Origin of the sequence: Micromonospora sp. URMC 107 (assembly GCF_051386315.1) — a bacterium.
In the GTDB taxonomy this organism is placed as follows: Bacteria; Actinomycetota; Actinomycetes; order Mycobacteriales; family Micromonosporaceae; genus Micromonospora.
In genome coordinates, this window is record NZ_JBPQTK010000122.1 from 1 (window position 1) to 18,575 (window position 18,575).

General features: G+C 73.5%; 12 protein-coding genes. 9 read left to right on the forward strand and 3 right to left on the reverse strand.

Translation table 11 applies throughout. From position 1 onward, the window contains the following. The first annotated feature begins 64 nt into the window (after nucleotides 1–64). Nucleotides 65–4,096, forward strand: coding sequence for an ATP-dependent RNA helicase HrpA (hrpA, locus tag ACSNN9_RS22835; RefSeq protein WP_436675299.1), 4,032 nt, complete (start codon nucleotides 65–67; stop codon nucleotides 4,094–4,096). 36 nt (nucleotides 4,097–4,132) lie between these two features. Here hrpA and ACSNN9_RS22840 read toward each other — a convergent pair whose 3' ends face one another. Both ACSNN9_RS22840 and ACSNN9_RS22845 read right to left on the reverse strand, forming a co-directional pair. Continuing rightward, nucleotides 4,133–5,452, reverse strand: a complete 1,320-nt coding sequence (locus tag ACSNN9_RS22840; RefSeq protein WP_436675300.1) for an FAD-dependent oxidoreductase — start codon at nucleotides 5,450–5,452, stop codon at nucleotides 4,133–4,135. An 84-nt stretch (nucleotides 5,453–5,536) separates the two neighbouring features. Continuing rightward, the gene (locus tag ACSNN9_RS22845) at nucleotides 5,537–6,466 is read right to left on the reverse strand and encodes a LysR family transcriptional regulator (RefSeq protein WP_436675301.1); all 930 of its coding nucleotides are present in this window, start codon (nucleotides 6,464–6,466) and stop codon (nucleotides 5,537–5,539) included. Between the two features lie 35 nt (nucleotides 6,467–6,501). On the opposite strand from ACSNN9_RS22845, the gene ACSNN9_RS22850 reads away from it, so the two are divergent. From ACSNN9_RS22850 to ACSNN9_RS22880, 7 genes are all read left to right on the forward strand, one after another. Beyond that, the gene (locus ACSNN9_RS22850; protein WP_436675302.1) at nucleotides 6,502–7,233 is read left to right on the forward strand and encodes a succinate dehydrogenase cytochrome b subunit; all 732 of its coding nucleotides are present in this window, start codon (nucleotides 6,502–6,504) and stop codon (nucleotides 7,231–7,233) included. A gap of 1 nt (nucleotide 7,234) precedes the next feature. After that, nucleotides 7,235–9,172, forward strand: a complete 1,938-nt coding sequence (locus ACSNN9_RS22855) for a fumarate reductase/succinate dehydrogenase flavoprotein subunit (RefSeq protein ID WP_436675303.1) — start codon at nucleotides 7,235–7,237, stop codon at nucleotides 9,170–9,172. Further along, complete coding sequence (locus ACSNN9_RS22860; RefSeq protein ID WP_121395570.1) at nucleotides 9,169–9,933, forward strand: succinate dehydrogenase/fumarate reductase iron-sulfur subunit; 765 nt, start codon at nucleotides 9,169–9,171, stop codon at nucleotides 9,931–9,933. The genes ACSNN9_RS22855 and ACSNN9_RS22860 overlap by 4 nt, the downstream gene beginning before the upstream one ends. Nucleotides 9,934–10,100: 167 nt before the next feature. Next, the gene (locus ACSNN9_RS22865) at nucleotides 10,101–11,285 is read left to right on the forward strand and encodes a zinc-dependent alcohol dehydrogenase (RefSeq protein WP_436675304.1); all 1,185 of its coding nucleotides are present in this window, start codon (nucleotides 10,101–10,103) and stop codon (nucleotides 11,283–11,285) included. Further along, the gene (locus ACSNN9_RS22870; protein WP_436675305.1) at nucleotides 11,282–12,229 is read left to right on the forward strand and encodes an SDR family NAD(P)-dependent oxidoreductase; all 948 of its coding nucleotides are present in this window, start codon (nucleotides 11,282–11,284) and stop codon (nucleotides 12,227–12,229) included. The genes ACSNN9_RS22865 and ACSNN9_RS22870 overlap by 4 nt, the downstream gene beginning before the upstream one ends. A gap of 74 nt (nucleotides 12,230–12,303) precedes the next feature. Next, complete coding sequence (locus ACSNN9_RS22875; RefSeq protein WP_436675306.1) at nucleotides 12,304–13,317, forward strand: serine hydrolase; 1,014 nt, start codon at nucleotides 12,304–12,306, stop codon at nucleotides 13,315–13,317. Nucleotides 13,318–13,427: 110 nt separating this feature from the next. Beyond that, nucleotides 13,428–14,573 (forward strand): MBL fold metallo-hydrolase, encoded by a 1,146-nt coding sequence (locus ACSNN9_RS22880; RefSeq protein WP_436675307.1) that lies wholly within the window; start codon nucleotides 13,428–13,430, stop codon nucleotides 14,571–14,573. Between the two features lie 41 nt (nucleotides 14,574–14,614). Here the strand turns inward: ACSNN9_RS22880 and ACSNN9_RS22885 are convergent, their stop codons facing one another. Beyond that, entirely contained in the window at nucleotides 14,615–16,126 is a 1,512-nt protein-coding gene (locus ACSNN9_RS22885; RefSeq protein ID WP_358087268.1) for a deoxyguanosinetriphosphate triphosphohydrolase family protein, read from the reverse strand. A 202-nt stretch (nucleotides 16,127–16,328) separates the two neighbouring features. Here ACSNN9_RS22885 and ACSNN9_RS22890 point away from each other — a divergent pair. Further along, nucleotides 16,329–18,575 (forward strand): Tex family protein (locus ACSNN9_RS22890; protein ID WP_436675308.1); only part of this gene is annotated, 2,247 nt, incomplete at its 3' end.

Below are 18,575 nucleotides of genomic sequence, written 5' to 3' on the forward strand. Positions count from 1 at the left end.
GTGAAGTGGTAGACGTTGACCCCGGTGAACACCCGGCCGTCGGCTGCCTATCCTTGGCGACGACATGCAGAATCCAGCCGCACCCGCCGCGACCGACCCCGTCCGCGAGCTGCACCGCCGCCTCCGTCCCCTCATGTTCCGCGACCAGCGCCGCCTGCAACGGCGGCTGGACGGGGTGCGCAGGCTGCGCGATCCGCAGCGCCGGGAGTCGGCGCTCGGCGAGATCGCCGCCGACGTGGCGCGGGCCGAGGCGGTGCTCGAGAACCGGCGCGCCGCCGTGCCGGTGGTCACCTATCCGGCCCAGCTGCCGGTGAGCGAACGCAAGGACGACATCGCCGCCGCCATCCGCGACCACCAGGTGGTGATCGTGGCCGGCGAGACCGGCTCCGGGAAGACCACCCAGCTGCCGAAGATCTGCCTGGAGCTGGGGCGCGGGATCACCGGCCTGATCGGGCACACCCAGCCGCGCCGACTGGCCGCGCGTACGGTGGCGGACCGGATCGCCGAGGAACTCGGCACCGAGCTGGGCGACGTGGTCGGCTACAAGGTGCGCTTCAGCGACCAGGTGAGCGACCGCAGCCTGGTCAAGCTGATGACCGACGGCATCCTGCTCGCCGAGTTGCAGACCGACCGGATGCTGCGCCAGTACGACACGCTGATCATCGACGAGGCGCACGAGCGCAGCCTCAACATCGACTTCATCCTCGGCTACCTGCGCCAGCTCCTCCCCCGCCGCCCCGACCTCAAGGTGATCATCACCTCGGCGACCATCGAGACCGAGCGGTTCGCCCGGCACTTCGCGGGGCCGCCCACCGCCGAGGAGCCCGACGGCGTCCCGGCGCCCGTGGTCGAGGTCTCCGGTCGCACGTACCCGGTCGAGGTGCGCTACCGGCCCCTGGTCGAGGTGGCCGAGGGCGAGGACGACGGGGAGGACGAGGAGAACGTCCGGGACCAGGTCCAGGCCATCGGCGACGCCGTCGAGGAACTGGCCGCCGAGGGGCCCGGCGACGTGCTGGTCTTCCTCAGCGGCGAGCGGGAGATCCGCGACACCGCGGACGCGCTGGCCAAGCTGGTGGAGAAGAAGCCGGCGCTGCGCGGCACCGAGATCCTGCCGCTGTACGCCCGGCTCTCCACCGCCGAGCAGCACCGGGTCTTCGCCCCGCACGCCGGGCGCCGGGTGGTGCTCGCGACCAACGTCGCGGAGACCTCGCTCACCGTGCCCGGCATCAAGTACGTGGTGGACCCGGGCACGGCCCGCATCTCCCGCTACAGCAGCCGGCTCAAGGTGCAGCGGCTGCCGATCGAGCCGGTCTCGCAGGCGTCGGCCAACCAGCGCAAGGGGCGCTGCGGGCGTACCTCGGACGGCATCTGCGTCCGCCTCTACGACGAGCAGGACTTCCTGTCCCGCCCGGAGTTCACCGACCCGGAGATCCTGCGCACCAACCTCGCCTCGGTCATCCTCCAGATGACCTCCATCGGGCTCGGCGACATCGCCGCGTTCCCGTTCATCGACCCGCCGGACCGGCGCAACGTCGCCGACGGCGTGAACCTGCTGCACGAGCTCGGCGCGCTGGACCCGGCCGAGGCCGACCCGGCGAAGCGGCTCACCCCGCTGGGCCGGCGGCTGGCCCAGCTCCCCGTCGACCCGCGGCTGGCCCGGATGGTCGTCGAGGGCGAGCGCAACGGCTGTGCCACCGAGGTGATGGTGATCGCCGCCGCGCTGTCGATCCAGGACCCGCGCGAGCGGCCCGCCGAGAAGCAGGCCCAGGCCGACCAGGCGCACGCCCGGTTCACCGACCGCGAGTCGGACTTCGTGACGCTGCTCAACCTGTGGCGGCACCTGCGCGAGCAGCAGCGCGAGCTGTCGTCCAGCGCGTTCCGGCGGATGTGCAAGGCCGAGTACCTCAACTACCTGCGGGTACGCGAGTGGCAGGACATCGTCAGCCAGTTGCGTCAGGTGCTGCGTACGCCCGAGGAGGGGCGGCCGGCGCGCGACGGCGACGGCGGCCGGCGCCGGGGCGGCGCGGACCTGCCGGAGGAGATCGACACCCCGAAGGTGCACCAGTCGCTGCTGGCCGGCCTGCTGTCCCACGTCGGGCTCAAGGACGCGCAGAAGCACGAGTACCTGGGCGCGCGGGGCGCGAAGTTCGCGCTCTTCCCGGGCTCGGCGCTGTTCAAGAAGCCGCCGCGCTGGGTGATGGCGGCCGAGCTGGTGGAGACCTCCCGCCTCTGGGGCCGGGTGGCCGGCCGCGTCGAGCCCGAGTGGGTCGAGCCGCTGGCTCAGCACCTGGTCAAGCGCAGCTACAGCGAGCCGCACTGGGAGAAGAAGCAGGCGGCCGTGATGGCCTACGAGAAGGTGACCCTCTACGGCGTCCCGCTGGTCACCTCGCGGAAGGTCAACTTCGGCCGGATCGACCCGGCGCTGTCCCGGGAGCTGTTCATCCGGCACGCCCTCGTCGAGGGCGACTGGCAGACCCACCACCGGTTCTGGGCGGACAACCAGCGGCTGCTGGCCGAGATCGAGGAGCTGGAGCACCGGGCCCGCCGCCGCGACATCCTCGTCGACGACCAGACCGTCTTCGACTTCTACGACGCGCGCGTCCCGGCCGACGTGGTCTCCGGCCGGCACTTCGACGCCTGGTGGAAGAAGACCCGCCGGGAGCAGCCCGACCTGCTCACCTTCACCCGGGAGCTGCTGGTCAACGCCGGCCGGGTCGGGGTGGACGAGGCCGACTACCCCGACGAGTGGTCCGCCGACGGGGTGACCCTGCCGCTGACCTACCGGTTCGAGCCGGGCACCCCGACCGACGGCGTGACCGTCGACATCCCGCTGCCCCTGCTCAACCAGGTGCCGGCGGAGAGCTTCGACTGGCAGGTGCCCGGGCTGCGCGAGGAGCTCGTCGTCGCGCTCATCCGCTCGCTGCCCAAGGCGGTGCGCCGCAACTTCGTCCCGGTGCCGGACTACGCCCGCGCGGCGCTGGCGGCGATGCCGGCCGGCGAGGAGCCGCTGCTGGACGCGCTGACCCGGCAGCTGCGCCGGATGACCGGCGTCACCGTGCCCCGCGACGCGTGGGAGCCGGAGAAGCTGCCGCCGCACCTGCGGGTCCGCTTCCGGGTGCTCGACGAGGAGAACAAGCCGGTCGCCGAGGGCAAGGACCTGCCGGCCCTGCAACGCCGGCTCAAGGCGGAGGTACGCCAGGTCGTGGCCGCCGCCGCGCCCGACGTGGCCCGCACCGGGCTGCGCGAGTGGAGCATCGGCGATCTTCCTCGCACCATCGAGCAGGTCCGCGCCGGCTACGCCGTGACCGCGTACCCGGCCCTGGTCGACGAGGGCGACACGGTCGGGGTGAAGGTCTTCGACTCCCCGGCCGAGCAGGAGGCCGCCCACTGGGCGGGCACGCGGCGGCTGCTGCGGCTGACCGTGCCGTCGCCGGCGAAGTTCCTCCAGGGGCGGCTGAGCAACGAGGCGAAGCTGGCGCTGAGCCGCAACCCGCACGGCGGCGTGCAGGAGCTGATCTCCGACGCGGCCGGGGCGGCGATCGACAAGCTGATCGGCGACGCGGGCGGGCCGGCCTGGGACGCCGCGGGCTTCGCCGCCCTGCGGGACAGGGTCCGGGCCGACCTGGTCGACGTCGTGGTCGAGATCATGGACCGCGTCCGCCGGGTGCTCGCCGCCGCGTACGCGGTGGAGCAACGGCTCGGCGCCACGAGGAACCTGGCGCTGGTCGCCGCGCTGGCCGACATCCGGGCCCAGCTGGGCGGACTGGTGCACAAGGGGTTCGTCACCGAGACCGGGTACGCGCGCCTGCCCGACCTGCTGCGCTACCTCACCGCGATCGAGCGGCGGCTGGACCGGCTGCCGGGCAACCCGCAGCGCGACAAGCAGCAGCAGGACCGGGTCGCGGTGGTGCAGAAGGAGTACCAGGAGATGCTCGCCGCGCTGCCGCCGAGCCGCCGGCAGTCGACCGCCGTCCGGCAGATCCGTTGGATGATCGAGGAGCTGCGGGTGAACGTCTTCGCCCAGGCGCTCGGCACCCCGTACCCGGTGTCGGAGCAGCGCATCTACCGGGCGATGGACGAGGCCGAGGGCAGGTAGGGCGACCCGCCCGCGCCGGTCGGGCCCCGCCGCGGGTCAGGGCGTTGCCGCGGACCCGCGCAGCACCCGGAGCAGCACCGGCGGGGAGAGCAGCCGCGTCGGCGGGTCGACGAGGTTCACCACGCGCAGGAACGCCGCGCCCAGCGCCGGGTCCCGGGTGGCCGCCGCGTGCAGCCGGCCCACGTACGCGTTGACCAGGCGCACCCGCGGCGAGCGCCGACCGGGCACCTCGGGGAAGCGCAGGTCGGTGCCGACCGCGATGGACCACGGGCCGTCGATCAGCCGGGCCGCGCCCCGGAAGAACCGTCGGGCGAGCCGGTCGGACGACCGCCGGAGCAGTCGGCGCAGCAGCAGCGCCTCCAGCGCGGCCACCGTCATGCCCTGCCCGTAGACCGGGTTGAAGCTGCACACGGCGTCGGCCACCACCAGGTAGCCGGCCGGGAAGCGACGCAGCCGCTCGTAGCGCCGCCGCACGCTGGCCGGGAACTTCATCGTCGCCGGTGGGCTCTCGGGCCGCGCCGTACGCAGCAGGTCGGCGATCTGCGGGGCGGCGAGGGTCTCGGCGAAGGCGGCCATCCCCTCGTCGTCGGCCGGCGGCTCCTCGCCCAGCATGCCGCTGAGCGCCACCGCGAACCGGCCCTGCTCCTGCACGGCGACGATGCCGCCCCGGGGCTGGCCCGGCACGGCGTTGGTGAGCGCCCCGAGCAGCCCCTCCAGGTGGTGCGGCTCCCGGCGGTAGGTGCGGGTGAGGTAGGTGACGCCGACCTTGACCCGGTCCTCCGGCGCCGGCCGGTAGCCCAGCTCGGCCAGCCACACCGGGCTGCGGGTGCCCCGGCCGCCGGCGTCGACGACGAGGTCGGCCGCGACGGTGGTCGGCTCCCCGTCGCGGGGGCGCAGCCGCACGCCGGTGACCCGCCTGCGGTCGGCGGTGGTGGTGAGGCCCTCCGCCTCGCAGCCCGACACGATCCGCACCCCGGGCAGGGCGGCCACCCGCTCCCGGACGACCTGTTCCAGCAGCGGCCGGCTGACCCCGAGGGCGACCAGCGGGGAGGGCGCGCGCCGCATCCGGTGGCCGTTGTTGTACCAGTGGACCTGCTCGTGCAGGTCGACCGTGGGCACGCCGCGCGCGGTCAGCTCCGCCGAGATCCCGGGCAGCAGTTCCTCGAACGCCTGCCGGCCCCGGGTCAGCAGGACGTGCAACTGCCGCCCCTGCGGCACGCCCCGGCGGCTGTCCGCCCGCTCGGGCAGCAGGTCCCGGTCCACGACGGTGACCTGCTCGTACGTTTCGGTGAGTGCGCGGGCGGTCAGCAGGCCGCCCATACTGGCGCCGATCACCACGGCGCTGCCTGCTGCCATGTGGGCAGCGTAGGCGCGCCGCGGCGGCCGGTCGTCTTCCGTCGTGCGCACCTGGTGTGGGCCCGCGCGGACCCGCCGGCGGCCTCAGAGCGGCTCGACGCCCGGCGGCAGGTCCCCGTCACCGGTGGCGTCGCGAACGTACTCCAGCAGTATCCGGCGCAGCTCCCGGCCGGCGTGGGTGGGCACGACGTCGCGGCGCCGGGCGACCGCGATGGTCCGCCGGACGCCGGGCGGGGCCAGCCGGGTGACGCGTACGCCCGGCCGGCGGGCCACCACGATGCCGGGGACCAGTGCGACGCCCAGCCCGGCCTCGACGAAGCTCAGCACCGCGTCCATCTCGCCGCCGTCGACGGCGATGGTCGGCTCGAAGCCGGCCTCCCGGCAGGCCTGGATGGTGGCGTCGCGCAGGTCGTAGCCCTCGCGGAACATCACCATCGGCTGGTCGCGCAGGTCGGTGACGCGCAGCTGGCCGGTCTCGGGGGCCACCGACAGCTCCTCGACCGAGGCGACCACGAGGCTCTCCCGCAGGATGGGGTCGGCGCGCAGCCCGGGGTCGGTGCCCTGGGCCGGCATGATGATCAGGGCCAGGTCGAGGTCGCCACGGAGCAGGCCGCGGACCAGGTCCTGCGAGCCGCTCTCCTCCACCCGCAGGTCGATCGTCGGATGGGCGTCGCGGAACCGGCGCAGCACCGGCGGGGCGAGCGAGGTGGCGAGGCTGGGGGTGGCGCCGAGCCGGACCCGGCCGCGCCGCAGGCCGACCAGTTCCTGCACCTCGCGGGTCGCGGTGTCGACGTCGGCCAGGATCCGCTTGGCCAGCGGCAGCAGCACCTCACCGGCCGCGGTGAGGGCGATGTTGCCCCTTACCCGCTCGAACAACGGGGCGCCGAGGCCGTCTTCGAGGGCGTGAATTTGCTTACTCAAGGACGGCTGGGTGATGCCGACGATGTCGGCGGCTTGGGTGAAATGTCGTACTTCCGCCACCGCCACGAAGTACCTCAGCTGATGGAGCTGCATCTACATAGCCTATAGCTATCAATACTGCGAGGTCGATGCATTGGACGACTGAATCAAGTGCTCCTAGCGTCGATCGCGTGGTAGTCACGAGAACTCGGTCGCCCATCCGCTCCAGCGTCGGCCTGAAGGCCGTCATGGCGGTGACGGGCATCATCCTGGTGTCATTCCTGGTCGCGCACATGCTCGGCAACCTGAAGATCTTCACGGGGGCGACCTCGTTCGACCACTACGCGCACTGGCTGCGCGAGATCGGCGCCCCGCTGCTGCCGGGCGTGTGGTTCCTGTGGATCATGCGGATCGGCCTGGTGGTGGCGGCAGTCGGCCACATCTGGGCCGCGACCGCCCTCGCCGTGCGCGCCCGTGCCGCCCGCCCGGTGCAGTACGCGCACCGCAAGAAGGTGCAGGGCAGCTACGCGGCCCGCACGATGCGCTGGGGTGGCGTGATCATCCTGCTCTTCGTGATCTACCACCTGCTGGACCTCACCACCGGCACGCTGAACCCCGTCGGCGACCCGAGCCGGCCGTACGCCAACGTGGTGGCCGACTTCGCCCCGGAGCGCTGGTACGTGACGCTCTTCTACACCCTGGCGATCGTCACCCTCGGCTTCCACCTGCGGCACGGCCTGTTCAGCGCGCTGCGCAGCCTCGGCCAGCAGAGCCCGCGCGGCGAGCGGCGGGCCCGGGCCGTGGCCCTCGGCTTCTCCGTCGCGCTCTGCGCCGGCTACCTGGTGGTCCCGTTCGCCGTACTCACCGGATTGGTGTCCTGACATGGATCTCTACACCGAGGGCGACCCGATCGCCGACACCAAGGCTCCCGACGGCCCGATCGAGACCCGCTGGGAACGCCGCCGCTTCGAGGCCAAGCTGGTCAACCCGGCCAACCGCCGAAAGATGACCGTGATCGTGGTCGGCACCGGCCTGGCCGGCGGCTCGGCCGCCGCCACGCTGGGCGAGCAGGGCTACCGGGTCAAGAGCTACTGCTACCAGGACAGCCCGCGTCGGGCGCACTCCATCGCGGCGCAGGGCGGCATCAACGCCGCCAAGAACTACCGCAACGACGGCGACTCGGTGCACCGGCTCTTCTACGACACCGTCAAGGGCGGCGACTTCCGCTCGCGGGAGTCGAACGTGCACCGGCTGGCCGAGGTCTCGGTCAACATCATCGACCAGTGCGTCGCGCAGGGCGTCCCGTTCGCCCGCGAGTACGGCGGCCTGCTGGACACCCGCTCCTTCGGCGGCGCGCAGGTGCAGCGCACCTTCTACGCCCGGGGCCAGACGGGCCAGCAGCTGCTGCTCGGCGCGTACCAGGCGCTGGAGCGGCAGATCGGCCTCGGCAACGTGGAGATGAACGCCCGGCACGAGATGCTGGAGCTCATCGTCGTCGACGGCAAGGCCCGCGGCATCGTGGTCCGGGACATGGTCACCGGCGAGATCACATGCGAGTTCGCGGACGCGGTCGTGCTCGCCTCCGGCGGCTACGGCAACGTCTTCTACCTCTCCACCAACGCCAAGGGCTGCAACGTCACCGCCACCTGGCGGGCCCACCGCAAGGGCGCGTACTTCGCCAACCCCTGCTACACGCAGATCCACCCGACCTGCATCCCGGTCTCCGGCGACCACCAGTCGAAGCTGACCCTGATGAGCGAGTCGCTGCGCAACGACGGCCGGGTCTGGGTGCCCAAGGCCAAGGGCGACGCCCGCAGCCCCAAGGACATCGGCGAGGACGAGCGGGACTACTACCTGGAGCGGATCTACCCCTCCTTCGGCAACCTGGTCCCCCGCGACATCGCCTCCCGCGCCGCCAAGAACGTCTGCGACGAGGGACGCGGCGTCGGCCAGACGGGGCTCGGCGTCTACCTGGACTTCTCCGACGCGATCAACCGGCTCGGCCGCAAGGCCATCGAGGCCAAGTACGGCAACCTCTTCGAGATGTACGAGCGGATCACCGGCGAGGACCCGTACGAGGTGCCGATGCGGATCTACCCCGCCGTGCACTACACGATGGGCGGCCTCTGGGTCGACTACGACCTCCAGTCGTCCATCCCGGGTCTCTTCGTGATCGGCGAGGCGAACTTCTCCGACCACGGCGCGAACCGGCTCGGCGCCTCGGCGCTGATGCAGGGGCTGGCCGACGGCTACTTCGTGCTGCCGAACACCATCGCCCACTACCTGGCGTCCGGCCCGTTCGAGAAGGTCGACGCCGCGCACCCGGCGGCCGTGCAGGCCCGCGCCGACGTCCAGGACCGGATCCAGCGGCTGCTGGCCGTCAACGGCGACCGGACCGTGGACTCGTTCCACCGCGAGCTGGGCCAGATCATGTGGGAGCACTGCGGCATGGAGCGCAGCGAGGCCGGGCTGCGCAAGGCGATCGACGAGATCCGCGCCCTGCGCGAGCAGTTCTGGCAGCGGGTCCGGGTGCCGGGCAACGGCGAGGGGCTCAACCAGTCGCTGGAGAAGGCCGGCCGGGTGGCCGACTTCTTCGAGCTGGCGGAGCTGATGTGCATCGACGCCCTGCACCGCGAGGAGTCCTGCGGCGGCCACTTCCGGGCCGAGCACCAGACGCCCGACGGTGAGGCGGAGCGCGACGACGACCGCTTCGCGTACGTGGCGGCCTGGGAGTTCACCGCCACCGGCGAGCCCGCGGTGCTGCACAAGGAAGACCTGAACTTCGAATACGTCCACCCCACGCAGCGGAGCTACAAGTGAACCTGACCCTGCGCATCTGGCGCCAGTCCGGCCCCGAGGACAAGGGTCGGATGGTGACCTACAAGGTCGACGACGTCTCCCCGGACATGTCCTTCCTGGAGATGCTCGACGTACTCAACGAGCGGCTGATCCTCGCCGGCGAGGAGCCGGTGGCGTTCGACCACGACTGCCGCGAGGGCATCTGCGGCATGTGCGGCCTGATGATCAACGGCGACGCGCACGGGCCGCAGCGCGGCACCACCGCCTGCCAGCTGCACATGCGGCAGTTCTCCGACGGCGACACGATCGACATCGAGCCGTGGCGGGCCCGAGCCTTCCCGGTCATCAAGGACCTGGTGGTCAACCGGGGCGCCTTCGACAAGATCATCGCGGCCGGCGGCTACATCACCGCGCCGACCGGCAGCGCCCCCGAGGCGCACTCGACCCCGGTCGCCAAGGCCAACGCGGACGCCGCCTTCGAGGCGGCGGAGTGCATCGGCTGCGGCGCCTGCGTGGCGGCCTGCCCGAACGGCTCCGCCATGCTCTTCACCGCCGCGAAGGTCACCCAGCTCTCGCTGCTGCCGCAGGGCCAGCCGGAGCGCTACACCCGGGTGATCGGCATGGTCGACGCGCACGACGAGGCCGGCTTCGGCGGCTGCACCAACGCCGGTGAGTGCACCGTGGTCTGCCCCAAGGGCATCCCGCTGAACACCATCGGCCGGCTCAACCGCGACTTCCTGATGGCCACCTCTAAGCGGGGCGACAACACCCCCGGTTCCTGACGACACGGGTTCCTAAGACACCGGACCGGACGGGCGGGCCGCCACACCCCTGTGGGTGCGGCGGCCCGCCCGCTTTCCGGTACGGGACCCGTCGGCCGGTGGTGGCCGGTTCAAGTCGGCACGGACGGGTAGCACTCCTGGAGCCGGCACAGGAGGGACGACGGGACATGAAGGCGCTGACCTGGCAGGGCAAGCGGGACGTACGGGTCGAGGAGGTGCCCGATCCCCGGATCGAGGAGCCGACGGACGCCGTCGTCCGGATCACCTCGACCGCGATCTGCGGCTCGGACCTGCACCTGTACGAGGTGCTCGGGCCGTACCTGAAGCCCGGCGACATCCTCGGCCACGAGCCCATGGGCATCGTCGAGGAGGTGGGCCCGGGGGTGACCCGACTCAAGCCGGGCGACCGGGTGGTGGTGCCGTTCAACATCTCCTGCGGCTCCTGCTGGATGTGCGACCGGCAGCTGTACGCGCAGTGCGAGACCACCCAGGTCACCGCCCAGGGCAAGGGCGCCGCGCTGTTCGGCTACACCTCGCTCTACGGCTCGGTGCCCGGTGGGCAGGCGGAGTACCTGCGGGTGCCGCACGCCCAGTTCGGCCCGATCAAGGTTCCCGACAGCGGGCCCGACGAACGTTGGCTCTATCTGTCCGACATCCTGCCGACCGCCTGGCAGGCGGTGAAGTACGCCGACACCCCGCGCGGCGGCACCCTCGCCGTCTTCGGGCTCGGGCCGGTCGGCCAGTTCTGCGCCCGCATCGGCCGGCACCTCGGCGCGGACCGGGTCATCGGGCTCGACCTGGTGCCGGAGCGGTTGGCGATGGCCCGCCGGCACGGCATCGAGGTGCTCGACGTCAGCGAGCTGGACGACGTGCCCGGCGCGCTGATCGACCTCGTCGACGGGCGCGGCCCCGACGCGGTCATCGACGCGGTGGGCATGGAGGCCCACGGCGCGCCCCTCGGCAAGCTCGCCCAGACCGCCGCCGGGCTGCTGCCCGACAAGCTCGCCCAGACCATGACCGACAAGGTGGGTGTCGATCGGCTGGTCGTGCTCAAGGCCGCGCTCAAGGCCGTCCGGCGGGGCGGCACCGTCTCCGTCTCCGGTGTCTACGGCGGGGAGGTCGACCCGATGCCCCTGATGGAGATGTTCGACCGGGGCGTCCAGCTGCGGATGGGGCAGTGCCACGTGCGCCGGTGGACCGACGAGATCATCCCGCTGCTCTCCGGCGACGACGACCCGCTGGGCGTGGCGGACCTGCGTACCCACCGGATGCCGCTGGCGCAGGCGCCGCAGGCGTACGAGATGTTCCAGAAGAAGGAGGACGGCTGCGTCAAGGTCGTGCTCGCGCCGTGACCCGGACGGTGCTCGTGACCGGCGCGACCAGCGGGATCGGCCGGGCGGCGGCCCGGGCCTTCGCGGAACGCGGAGATTGCCTGGTGCTCGCCGCCCGCTCCCCCGTCGACCTCGCCGCGGTCCGCGACGAGTGCCGGGCCGCGGGCGCGCAGGTGCTCCAGGTGCCGACCGACGTCACCGCCGACGGCGCGCTGGCGGCGCTCGCCGACGCGGCCCTCGACCGGTTCGGCAGCCTCGACGTCTGGGTGCACACGGCGGCCGTGATGGCGTACGGCCGGTTCGAGGAGACCCCGGAGCGGGTCTTCGAGCAGGTGGTACGCACCGACCTGCTCGCCGCCGCCGCGGTGGCCCGGGTGGCGCTGCGCCGCTTCCGGGCGGACGGCGGCGGGACGCTGATCCTCACCGGGTCGGTGCTGGGGCACATCACGGCGCCGTACATGAGCGGCTACGTGGCGAGCAAGTGGGGGTTGCAGGGGCTGACCCGCACGTTGCAGCAGGAGGCCCGGGATACCCCGGGCGTGCACGTCTGCATCGTCAACCCGGGCAGTGTGGACACCCCGGTCTACCAGCGGGCCGCGAACTACCTCGGCCGGATCGGCCGGCCCCCGCCGCCGGTCACCACGCCGGAGCGGGTGGCGCGGGCCATCGTGGACTGCGCCGACAGGCCCCGCCGGGAGGTGTCGGTGGGCCGGGTCAACGCGGTCATGCGGGTCGGCTTCACCGTGTTCCCCGGCGTCTACGACGCCCTCGTCGGGCCGTTGATGCGGCTGCTCGGGCTGACCGACCGGCCGGTCGCGTCGCACGACGGCGTGGTGTTCGCGCCGGATCCGACCACCGCCGCGTCGGTGCGCGGCGGCTGGCTGCCCGACCTCGGGCGGGTGGCGCGGGCCGTCGGGGAGTTGCCCGGCCCGGTCGCCGCGGCCCTCCGGCGCCGGCTGCGGTGAGCCCTTCGCGGGACCACCGGCGTCGATCGTTTCGCCTAGGGTGGTGGGCCGGCCCACCACGACGGGAGAGACGATTGACTATCCGGCTGAACCGCAGGACCGCGCTGGGACTGGGCACGGTGGCCACGGCGGGAACGGTGCTCGGCGCCGCCGCGCCGGCCGCCGCGGCCCCCGAGGTCGCCGAGCCGGCTCCGGCGACGCCCCAACAGGCGGCCCGCCGGGTGGCCGGGAGCTACGCCCTCCAGACCGCGCGCGCCGGTGGGAACTGGCAGGCGTACGTCAGCGTGGCCGACCCGGCCGGCGCGCCGGTGGTGGCGGTGTCGGACGAGGCGGACCGGCGGATCGAGGCGTACAGCGTCAACAAGGTCGCGGTGGCCGTGGCGGTGCTCGACAAGGTCGACCGGGGGCTGCTGACGCTCGACCAGCGGGTCGAGGTGACCGCCGCGATCGTGGTGCCCGGCGGGGACGGCATGTTCAGCCTCGACGGGGCCTACCCGAGCTTCGTGACGCTCGGGCACGTGCTGGCCAACCTGCTGACCGTCTCCGACGACACGGCGGTGCGGCTGTGCGGCCTGGTCTGCCCGGCCGCCGAGCTCAACGAGATCCTGCGCGGCAAGGGCTTCCCGAACACGCAGGTGCAGCCGGTCGCCAACCCCAACCGGTTCTTCCTCGGCACCAGCACCCCCCGGGAGACCCACGACCTGTTGCGCGCGCTGGTGGCCGGCACGCTGCTCTCGCCGGCCGGCACGGCGTTCGTGCTGCGGCTGCTGCGCGCCCCCGTCGCGTACACCGACGGGGTCCGGCGGGTCATGTCCTCGGCCGAGCGGGCCCGGGTCGCCACGAAGGCGGGCTGGTACGCCGACGCCCGGCACGAGGCCGGGGTGATCTTCGACACGGCCGGCGCGCCCGTACTGACGTACGCCCTCTTCGCCGACGGGCAGGCCGAGGCGGACGACTACGGCGCGACGCACCCCGCCGTCGAGGCCCGGGCCCGGATGGGCCGGCGCTTCCTCGCCGCGGTCGACCGCCTGACCGGCACCGGCCTCACTCACCGGCCGACCGCGCAGCGGCCCAGCAACGGCGGCTGAGCCGCCCCTCGACGCGTGCGGCCCGCCGACCCGGCGGGCCCCGCCGACCTTCCGGCGATCCCCTGGTGGCCGGGCTACCGTGGACGGCGGGACACGGCGGAGGGACGACGATGGGCGCACCAGCGGAACGCGCGGGACTCGACGGGACGCTCGGGCGGCGGCTGCGGGGGGCGGCCGGGCTGGCCGCGCTCGCCGGGCTCGCATGGGTGGCCCGGGACGTGCCGGCGGCGCTCGGCGGCCGGCTCACCGGCGCCCGCGCGGAGCGGGCCGCCCGCTCACCCCGGTTCCGCGACGGCACCTTCCACAACCCGGGCGGCACCCGCTCGATGCCCGGCGCCCCCGACCGCAACCTGGTCCGTGAGCTGATCTTCGGCAAGCAGAAGCGCCGGCCGAGCGTCGCCGTGCCGCTGCTGCGCCCGGGCACCGCCCCGGCGACCGACGTCGGGCGTGAGCTGAACGTCGTCTGGTACGGCCACGCCTCCGCGCTGATCGAGATCGAGGGGCGCAAGGTGCTGCTCGACCCGGTGTGGAGCGACCGGTGCTCCCCGTCGGCCCTGGTCGGCCCGCGCCGCCTGCACGAGCCGCCGGTACGCCTCGACGAACTGCCCCCGGTGGACGCGATCCTGATCTCGCACGACCACTACGACCACCTCGACATGGCGACCGTGCAGGCGCTGCTGGGCAGCCAGTCGGCGCCGTTCCTGGTGCCGCTCGGGGTGGGCGCACACCTGGACCGCTGGGGCGTACCGGCGGAGCGGATCGTCGAGCTGGACTGGTCGGAGAGCCACCGGGTGGCGGGGCTGGAGATCACGGCCACCGCCGCGCAGCACTTCTCCGGCCGGGGACTGCGCCGCGACGGGACGCTCTGGAGCTCCTGGGTGGTCGCCGGCGCGCGCCGGAAGGTCTTCTACACCGGCGACTCCGGCTACTTCGACGGCTACGCCGAGATCGGCGAGCGGCACGGGCCGTTCGACGTGACACTGATGCAGATCGGGGCGTACGACCGGGCCTGGCCGAGCATCCACATGTTCCCCGAGGAGGCCGTCGCCGCCCACCTCGACCTGCGCGGGGGGCTGCTCCTGCCGGTGCACTGGGCGACGTTCAACCTGGCCCTGCACGACTGGTCCGAGCCGGTGGACCGGATCTGGGCCGAGGCGAAGGCCCGCGACGTCCGGCTGGCCGTGCCCCGCCCCGGGGAGCGGGTGGTGGTGGACGACCCGCCGGCCGTCGACGGCTGGTGGCAGGCGGTGGCCTGACCCGGGCGGACGTGCTGCCGCACCGGCTGGCGGCGCCGTCCTCAGAGGACGAAGGCGTCGGTCCAGAGCGCCCCGGAGCGGCCCGACAGGGCGTCCAGCATGGCGACCGCCTGTCCGTCGGTGAGCTGGGCGACGAAGTCGACGATCGCCCGCCCGCGGGCCTTGCCGATCCGGTCCGGCGTACGCGGGTGCAGCTCCGCCTCGGCCAGCTCCACCAGGTCGTGCAGGCGGCGCGGCAGCCGGGACTCCTCCTCGGGGTCGAGCAGCCACTCCAGCAACGCCTCCACCAGGGTGCCCAGCAGCCGCGCCTGCCCCCGCTGGTGCAGGGCCAGGTCGGGCCGGGCCAGCACGAACCGGTGGTGGACGAACTTGAGCACCTGCACCTCGTGCCACTGCGCCGGGGCGAGCAGCACGTGGCCGGAGCGGACCGCCGGCTGCTCGACCACGGTGATCGCGTCGACGAAGCGGGTCGTCCAGCGCGCGGAGAACCGGGCCACGTACTGCTCCGCCTCGATGGAGCCGTCGAAGGGCATGGCCAGCAGCCCCTCCACCAGTTCCTCGCGGACGTGCTCGACGGCGGCGGCGAACGCCTCGTCGTCGGCGACCCAGGCGTCCTTGCGGTGCAGTTGCCGGCGCAGCCGCTCGATCGCCGAGCCGGGCCGGCGGGCGGCGGCGGCCAGGGCCGCGTCGGTGATGGCCCGGAAGTGCCCGCTCTCACGCTGCCAGGCCATCAGCTCGGCGGCCACCGCGCCCTGCTGGAGCACCCCGACCCGGTAGAAGTCCTCCACGTCGTGGATCGCGTACGCGACGTCGTCGGCCGTGTCCATCACCGACGCCTCGACAGTCTGCTGCCAGTCCGGGATCCGGCCCACGAAGGGCTCCCGAGCCTGCCGCAGGTCGTCCACCTCGGTCCGGTACGCCCCGAACTTCGACGAGCCGCTGTCCGGGTCGTCCGGCGGCGGGGTCGCGCCGCGCGGCGGCGGGTCGAGCAGCCGGGGGTGCGGGTCGGGATGGTCCAGCCGCGTCCACGGGTACTTCAGCAACGCCGCCCGCACCGCCGCCGTGAGGTCCAGGCCGGTGGTCGCCGCGCCGCGGATCTCGGTGCTGGTGACGATCCGGTACGACTGGGCGTTGCCCTCGAAGCCGTCGGTCAGCCCGAGCCGCTGGCGGGCCAGCCGGTCCAGCACCCGCTCCCCCAGGTGCCCGAACGGCGGGTGGCCGAGGTCGTGCGCGAGCGCGGCGGCCTCCACCACGTCCGGGTCGCAGCCGCCCAGCTTCTCCAGCAGGTCGCGGTGCCGCTCGTCGGCGGTGAGCCGCTCGGCGATGGCGCGGGCCACCTGCGCCACCTTCAGGCTGTGCGTCAGCCGGTTGTGCACGAGCAGGCCGGAGCCGCCGGGGCTGACCACCTGGGTCACGCCGTTGAGCCGGGCGAAGAACGGCGAGGCGACGATGCGGTCGCGGTCGGCCCGGAACGGGCTGGCGGCGAGGTCGCCGAGCGCCCGGGCGCTGCCGCCGAAGAGCCGCCGGGCGCGCGGGTCCACGGGAGGTTCCATGATCGCCACGCTAGCGCAGCGCGGGCCGCGGCGCCGACGGGTCACCGCCGGCACGCCAGAGTCGGGGGCGGCCACGGCGCACGGGCGGGGCGACGGCACGCCGGGCCGGGGGCGGCGGCACGCCGGGCCGGGGGCGGCGACGGCCGTCGGTCCGGGCCGGCACAATGCAGGGCGGAACCCACACCGAAGGCGGATCGAGATCGTGACCCTCTCTGTTCATCAGCGGATCGCCGAGGAGCTCGGCGTCGCCGAGCGTCAGGTACGGGCGGCCGTGGAGCTGCTCGACGGCGGCGCGACCGTGCCGTTCATCGCCCGCTACCGCAAGGAGGCCACCGGCCTGCTCGACGACACCCAGCTGCGCACCCTGGAGGAGCGGCTGCGCTACCTGCGCGAGCTGGACGAGCGGCGCGCGGCGGTGCTGGAGTCGATCCGCGGTCAGGGCAAGCTCGACGAGGCCCTGGAAGCGCAGATCATGGCGGCCGACTCGAAGTCCCGCCTGGAGGACATCTACCTGCCCTACAAGCCCAAGCGCCGGACCCGGGCGCAGATCGCCCGCGAGGCCGGGCTGGAGCCGCTGGCCGAGTCGCTGCTGGCCGACCCGTCGCAGGAGCCCCGGGAGGCCGCCGCCGGCTACGTGGACGCGGAGAAGGGCGTGGCCGATCCCGCCGCCGCCCTGGAGGGCGCCCGGGCCATCCTCATCGAGCGCTTCGCCGAGGACGCCGACCTGATCGGCACGCTGCGCGAGCAGATGTGGTCGCGGGGCCGGCTGGTCTCCCGGGTACGCGACGGGCAGGAGTCGGCCGGCGCCAAGTTCGCCGACTACTTCGACTTCGCCGAGCCGTACCCGAGGCTGCCCTCGCACCGGATCCTGGCCATGTTCCGGGGCGAGAAGGAGGGCGTGCTCGACCTGACCATGGAGCCCGAGGAGGCCGGCGAGGCCGACGCGGTGCCGACCGGGCCGAGCCGCTACGAGGCGGCGATCGCCGGGCGGTTCGGCATCACCGACAAGGGCCGGCCGGCGGACCGGTGGCTGGCCGACACGGTGCGCTGGGCGTGGCGCACCCGGATCCTCATCCACCTCGGGGCGGACCTGCGGATGCGCCTGTGGCAGGCGGCCGAGGAGGAGGCGGTGCGGGTCTTCGCCACCAACCTGCGGGACCTGCTGCTCGCCGCGCCGGCCGGCACCCGGCCCACGATGGGCCTGGACCCGGGCCTGCGTACGGGGGTGAAGGTCGCCGTCGTGGACGCCACCGGCAAGGTGGTCGCCACCGACACGATCTACCCGCACGAGCCACGCCGGCAGTGGGACGCCTCGATCGAGACCCTGGCCCGGCTGGCCGGGGCGCACGGCGTTGAGCTGGTCGCCATCGGCAACGGCACCGCCAGCCGGGAGACCGACAAGCTCGCCGGCGAGCTGATCAAGCGGTACCCGCAGCTCAACCTCACCAAGGTGGTGGTCTCCGAGGCTGGCGCGTCGGTCTACTCCGCCTCCGCGTACGCCTCCCAGGAGCTGCCCGGGCTGGACGTCTCGCTGCGCGGCGCGGTCTCCATCGCCCGCCGCCTCCAGGACCCGCTCGCCGAGCTGGTCAAGATCGACCCGCGCTCGATCGGGGTCGGCCAGTACCAGCACGACCTGTCGGAGGTGAAGCTCTCCCGCTCGCTGGACGCGGTGGTCGAGGACTGCGTCAACGCGGTCGGCGTCGACGTCAACACCGCCTCCGCGCCGCTGCTGACCCGGGTCTCGGGCATCGGCGCCGGGCTGGCGGAGAACATCGTGCTGCACCGCGACGCGAACGGCCCGTTCCGCACCCGGGCGGAGCTGAAGAAGGTCGCCCGGCTCGGGCCGAAGGCCTTCGAGCAGTGCGCCGGCTTCCTGCGCATCCCCGGCGGCGACGACCCGCTGGACTCCTCCAGCGTGCACCCCGAGGCGTACCCGGTGGTCCGCCGGATCCTGTCCACCACGGGGCAGGACCTGCGGTCGCTGATCGGCAAGAGCACGATCCTGCGGGGGCTGCGGGCCACCGACTTCGTCGACGACACCTTCGGCCTGCCCACCATCACCGACATCCTCGCCGAGCTGGAGAAGCCGGGCCGCGACCCGCGGCCGGAGTTCCGCACCGCCACCTTCGTCGAGGGGGTGGAGAAGATCGGCGACCTGGTGCCCGGCATGGTGCTGGAGGGCGTGGTGACCAACGTGGCCGCGTTCGGCGCGTTCGTGGACGTCGGCGTGCACCAGGACGGGCTCGTGCACGTCTCGGCCATGTCCCGGACGTTCGTCAAGGACCCGCGCGAGGTGGTCAAGTCCGGCGACGTGGTGCGGGTCAAGGTGCTGGACGTCGACGTGCCCCGCAAGCGGATCTCGCTCACCCTCCGTTTGGAGGACGACGCGGAGGCGGGCGCCGGGCGGGGCGGCCCGGACGGCGGGCGCCGCGAGCGCGGCGGGCAGGGC

What these genes read in the sequence shown, in the direction of transcription:
- ACSNN9_RS22845 (WP_436675301.1), bottom strand. Translation starts at nt 6,466, where the DNA reads ATGCAGCTCCATCAGCTGAGGTACTTCGTGGCGGTGGCGGAAGTACGA.
- ACSNN9_RS22840 (WP_436675300.1), bottom strand. Translation starts at nt 5,452, where the DNA reads ATGGCAGCAGGCAGCGCCGTGGTGATCGGCGCCAGTATGGGCGGCCTG.
- hrpA (WP_436675299.1), top strand. Translation starts at nt 65, where the DNA reads ATGCAGAATCCAGCCGCACCCGCCGCGACCGACCCCGTCCGCGAGCTG.
- ACSNN9_RS22885 (WP_358087268.1), bottom strand. Translation starts at nt 16,126, where the DNA reads ATGGAACCTCCCGTGGACCCGCGCGCCCGGCGGCTCTTCGGCGGCAGC.
- ACSNN9_RS22855 (WP_436675303.1), top strand. Translation starts at nt 7,235, where the DNA reads ATGGATCTCTACACCGAGGGCGACCCGATCGCCGACACCAAGGCTCCC.
- ACSNN9_RS22850 (WP_436675302.1), top strand. Translation starts at nt 6,502, where the DNA reads ATGCATTGGACGACTGAATCAAGTGCTCCTAGCGTCGATCGCGTGGTA.
- ACSNN9_RS22865 (WP_436675304.1), top strand. Translation starts at nt 10,101, where the DNA reads ATGAAGGCGCTGACCTGGCAGGGCAAGCGGGACGTACGGGTCGAGGAG.
- ACSNN9_RS22880 (WP_436675307.1), top strand. Translation starts at nt 13,428, where the DNA reads ATGGGCGCACCAGCGGAACGCGCGGGACTCGACGGGACGCTCGGGCGG.